This window comes from Roseitalea sp. MMSF_3546, from assembly GCF_030732865.1.
GTDB lineage: Bacteria > Pseudomonadota > Alphaproteobacteria > Rhizobiales > Rhizobiaceae > Roseitalea.
On record NZ_JASHKB010000055.1, the window covers coordinates 1 to 3757 of the forward strand.

Consider the following 3757-nt stretch of genomic DNA (forward strand, 5'->3'; position numbering starts at 1 on the left):
AGTTCCTTCTCAATGGCCATGTGATGATTCTCCTTTCCATCATCATGGCCTCAAGCACGAAATTCCTGACAGTCCCGCATGCACCGTCGACCTGGCCGGGATGCGCACGTCGCCGGCCAGCCTGCGCACCAGCAGTTCCCTGATCTTGCGGGCGCCCCAGTGCGGCTTGTCGCGCTTGGCCTCGACGATCAGCCGTTCGATATGGTCGGGAAGCTGATTGGCGTAGCGCACCGGTCGCCGCGAGCGGTCGCAAAGCGCCTCAAGCCCTTCCTGACGGTAGCGGTCCCAGATCTTGTAGCCGGTCTTGCGCGAGATCCCGAACTGGCGGCATACATCGCTCATCCCTTCCCCATCGAGAAGGCGAGCCACAAAACGTAGACGTTCTTCCATAACCGAACTCTCTCTCCACGGCATCAACACCTCCGGCAAAGCCAAAAGTGTTACCCATGTGTCCGGTACAAAACGTCACCTATGTCTCGGGTCGCTCACCTATCGAACCCCTTCAGGCCGCCCGTCCGAGGCAGAATTTCTCCTGTTTTCAAAGGGGTTTGCCGGATGGGTGCGAACTGCAGAGACGCGCGCGCGCGGCGATTTTCGTCTCTAAATGACCTCTCGTCTCTGGTCGAGCGAACCGCGCTGATGTCAGTTCGGTCGAAATTCTCCTCGCCCTTCCAATGGCCTGACTCGCAACCCCGCCAAAACTGCGCGCCCTGTTTCCATCGCTATCGAGCGGAACGGAGATCGAACAAGCAGGAGGCGCAAGCCGTAGGGCAGGGTCAGGCGAGCGCGTAGCGGATCGTGCGCGCGAGACCTGCGATCACTCTTTCGATTGGGATTTCGCCTTCATCGCGCTGCGGACGAGCTTGTCGAAGGCGCGGTCCTTTTCGCGTCGCTCGGCAAGGCTGGCGGAGTTGAAGGCATCCTCGGCCTGCAGTTTGCGCCAGCGGGCGAGCCGCGCAGGGTCGAGGCTGCCGTCCTCAATGGCCGCCCGGGCGGCGCAGCCGGGCTCGGTCTCGTGTCGGCAATCAGTGAAGCGGCAGCGCGCTGCTAGAGCCTCGATGTCCTCGAAGACGTCGGCGATGCCCGCGGCCGCATCGGTCATCTGCAACTCGCGCATGCCCGGCGTGTCGAGGACGAGGCAACCGCCGGAAGTCGCATGCAGCTCGCGCCGGGTCGTGGTGTGCCGGCCCCTCGCGTCATCCTCACGGATGCCCTGGGTCGCGATCTCCTGCGCGCCGAGAAGCGCGTTGGTGAGGGTCGACTTGCCGACGCCAGATGAGCCGAGGAAGGCGACCGACCGTCCCGGTTTGAACCAGTCGGCCAGCGTCTGCGCCGGTTCGGTGCCGCGGGCGTCAAGCGCCACCACCGGCACCCGGTCCGACACTGCTTGCGCCGCGTCCACATAGGGCGCGGTGTCGTCGGTGAGATCGGCCTTGGTCAGCACGATCACCGGCTCGATGCCAGCTTCGAAGTCCAGCCCGACGTAGCGCTCCAGCCGCGCCACGTTGAAATCCTGGTTGCAGGAGGTGACGACGAAGACCGTGTCGATGTTCGCCGCGATCAGCTGCACCTCGCGGCCGGTGCCCGGCGCGCGACGCTTGATCAGGCTCGTTCGTTCCAGCACGCGGCTCGACCGGGGGCGCGCGCGGTCGTAGAGCAGCCAGTCGCCCACCGTCGCGTCCGGTCCCGGCGGAATGGTTTCGTCGATGCCGTCGCCCGCCACCTGCAAGCCGCTGCGGTGCACGGCGACGACGCGGACAGGGGGTGTTCGGGTCAATGTGTCGGCATCGATCTGGCTGGCGAAGGTCGGGCCCCAGCCGAGGCGTTGCAGCGCCGTGGGCTCGCGGCGCGTCGGCGCGGCACCCGGCAGGAAGGCGGAGTAGTCGCGAACCATCTACCAGAGCGCCGGGTCGTCGAAGGCGGCAACGCAGCGGGCGGGGCCGCGCACCGGCGTCAGCGGCGCGTCGGTCAGGGACTGGGCGATCCAGCCCTGCGGCTGGTTCAGCGGCTGCGGCGCGGGAAGGTCGGCCTCCGAGAAGGGCTCGAACCCCACGCGGCCGTAGAAGGCCGGGTCGCCATAGGTTACGGCGATGTCAACGCCCTCCTGCCGGAGCGCGTCGAGGCCGTGCATGATGAGTCGCTGCCCGACGCCCTTGCCCTGATGCGCCGTGGCGACCGCCACGGGGGCCATCAGGAACACCGTGCGCGGATCGCTCGCGTAGGTGAGGCGGGTGAAGAAGATGCCACCGACAAGCGCGCCGTCCTCCCAGGCGGTGAACACGCGCAGATCCTCGGCCGGCGTTTCCGCGATCAGACGGCGCGCGAGGGCGCCGATCAGCGCGCCTTCCTCCGTGCCTTCCGAGGCGGAGAAGGTGGCTTCGAATAGCGCCGCAATCGCCTCGGCGTGGGTGGTGTAATCCGTTGAATAGTCCATGTTTCAATCCTCTCGGGTGCCAGGCGGGGTCAGACCCGCTCCAGCACGAACATCTCGTAGCCGAACTGCCCGCGCCCGGCCTCGAACACGGCGATCTCGCGGCGCAGGTCGTCGAGGACACGGGCCCCGGCGAGGCGCGGCTCGAGGGCGTCGAGCCGCGCGGCGAGCGGGCGGTAGTAGGTCTCCATCCCGCCCGGCCCGATGTCGAAATGGCCGAGGACTCGGTAGCCCGCGCGCCTCGCCTGTGCTGCGCGGGTCGCGGGCGTCGCCATCGCGGGGTATTCCGCGGCCCAGAAGGCGCGGACCTCGTCGTCGGGTTTGTCGGTCCGCCAGACCATGTCGGAGAACACGAGAACGCCGCCGGGGCGCAGGAGCGCCCGCCAGTCCGCAAGCGCCTTTTCCACGCCGAGGATATAGGCGCTGCCCTCGGACCAGATCACGTCCCAGGGGCGCTCGGGCGCCGGAATTGCCGCCATGTCCACGTTCTGCACTTCGATCCGGTCGGCGAGCGCGCTCGCCGCGATCCGCGCGCGCAGCTTGTCGAGCGCAACTTCGGCCGTGTCGGTAGCCGTAATCCGCGCCCGCGTCGCCTCGGCCAGCGTCATCGTCGCCATGCCGGGGCCGCAGCCGATCTCGAGGATCGTCTCGGGCGCGAACGGCACCATGGCGAGCGCCCGCCGTGTCGCTTCGGCCGTTCCCGGGCCCCACCAGTCGAGGTCCGAGAACACTTCCATGAATCCGGCCACGTAGGCGTCGTGCGCGTTCATGTCCTTCGAAACCAGCGCGACCAGCCCCGCCTCCGCGCTGGAAAACCCCTGTGACATCAGCCACGCGCGGTGCAGATCGGGAGCGACGCGCTCGACCTCCTCGTGCCAGTCCTTGGGGCTCGAGCGTCCGAGGAGAGCCGCCAGAAGGTCGCGCGACCGCGTCTTCTCGGCGATCTCCGCGTCCAGCACGGCGAGGCGCTGTCCCAGCATGTCGCGGTCGAGCTTGCCATCGAGGCAGGCCCGGCATTCCTGAAGGCTCAGCCCGCCGGCCTGAAGTTGCTGCATCAGCCGCAGCCGCTGTCGGTCGACATCGGTGTAGACGCGATAGCCGTTCGCCTGGCGCTTGCCCTCCAGTAGCCCGAGCTTCTCGTAATAAAGCAGCGTAGCGCGCGACAGGCCCACGCTCCTCGCCAGTTCTGAAATCCTCACCGTCCGCCGCCTTGTCCGTTCACACCGATTCTCGACCTACGAGACCATTCTAGAGCGGATTTCGAGCGTTTTGAATCGAAGGGGATTCCCACGGGGCTGGTTTTCTGATTCAGGCTCTGTGCCGGGA

At 67.2% G+C, this 3757-nt stretch carries 3 protein-coding genes and 1 pseudogene; all 4 read right to left on the reverse strand.

Annotated elements, in window-relative coordinates; translation table 11 throughout:
* Positions 1-75: 75 nt before the first annotated feature.
* A pseudogene (locus RBB34_RS19720) lies at positions 76-414 on the reverse strand (helix-turn-helix domain-containing protein); the annotation flags it as partial.
* A gap of 403 nt (positions 415-817) precedes the next feature.
* Entirely contained in the window at positions 818-1894 is a 1077-nt protein-coding gene (rsgA, locus tag RBB34_RS19725; protein WP_306120954.1) for a ribosome small subunit-dependent GTPase A, read from the reverse strand.
* Positions 1895-2434, reverse strand: coding sequence for an N-acetyltransferase (locus RBB34_RS19730; RefSeq protein WP_306120955.1), 540 nt, complete (start codon positions 2432-2434; stop codon positions 1895-1897). It abuts the gene before it with no gap.
* Positions 2435-2463: 29 nt separating this feature from the next.
* Complete coding sequence (locus RBB34_RS19735) at positions 2464-3630, reverse strand: MerR family transcriptional regulator (RefSeq protein ID WP_306120956.1); 1167 nt, start codon at positions 3628-3630, stop codon at positions 2464-2466.
* Positions 3631-3757 lie beyond the last annotated feature (127 nt).